Genomic DNA, 803 nt, shown 5'->3' on the forward strand with positions numbered 1-803 from the left:
GCCTGACGGTGCGCCTGGACGGATCTGCTGCCCAATATGGAATACACCGACCCTGACGATCCGCTGATCACCCACGATTTCGGCATCCCGGTGGACGGCTGCGAAGCGCCCTGGCACAAGGCACAGTTCACCTATGTGTATAACTCCGATGCCATTACCGATCCACCCACCAGCCTGGAAGGGATTCTTGAGTGGGCCGAAGAGAATCCGGGGCGCTTCACATATCCGGCGCCGCCGGACTTCACGGGCAGCGTGTTCCTGCGGGAGGTTCTGCTCAGTACCGCCGGCGGTGCCGGCGAAGTTCCGCAGACATTCTCCCAAGAGGACTTCGACCGCTTTGCACCGGCGGCAATACAGAGGCTGGAGGAGCTTGAGCCGTCACTGTGGCGCGAAGGGCGCACATATCCCCGTGATGAGCAGGCCCTGAACCGGCTCTTCGCCAACGGGGAAGTGGATATGACCATGACCTATGGACCGGCCAGATTGACCGATCTGGTCGAATCGGGGGCGCTGCCGGAATCGACGAAAGTACTCACGCTGGAGGAAGGAACCGTCGGTAACGCGAGTTTCCTGGCGCTTCCGGCCAACGCGTCTGACGCGGCGGGCGCCATGGTAGTCGCCAACCTCGCCCTGTCCCCTGAACAGCAGGCCGCCAAGGCAGACCCGCAAGTGTGGGGACAATTCCCGGTACTGGATATGGATCGGCTTTCGTCGGATCAGCGGCAGCTGTTCAAGGAATTGCCGTCATCGGATGTCGTTCCACCGTATGAGGTGCTCTCCCGCAACGCGCACGGTGAACTCGC

1 protein-coding gene is annotated in these 803 nt (G+C 61.9%); it reads left to right on the forward strand.

Going from position 1 to position 803, the window contains the following annotated elements; genetic code table 11:
- Positions 1-36: 36 nt before the first annotated feature.
- The coding region (locus Y707_RS22825) for an ABC transporter substrate-binding protein (protein ID WP_253905029.1) at positions 37-803 on the forward strand (767 nt) is incomplete at its 3' end.

This window comes from Arthrobacter sp. H14 (genome assembly GCF_000520495.1).
Taxonomy (GTDB): Bacteria; Actinomycetota; Actinomycetes; order Actinomycetales; family Micrococcaceae; genus Arthrobacter_C.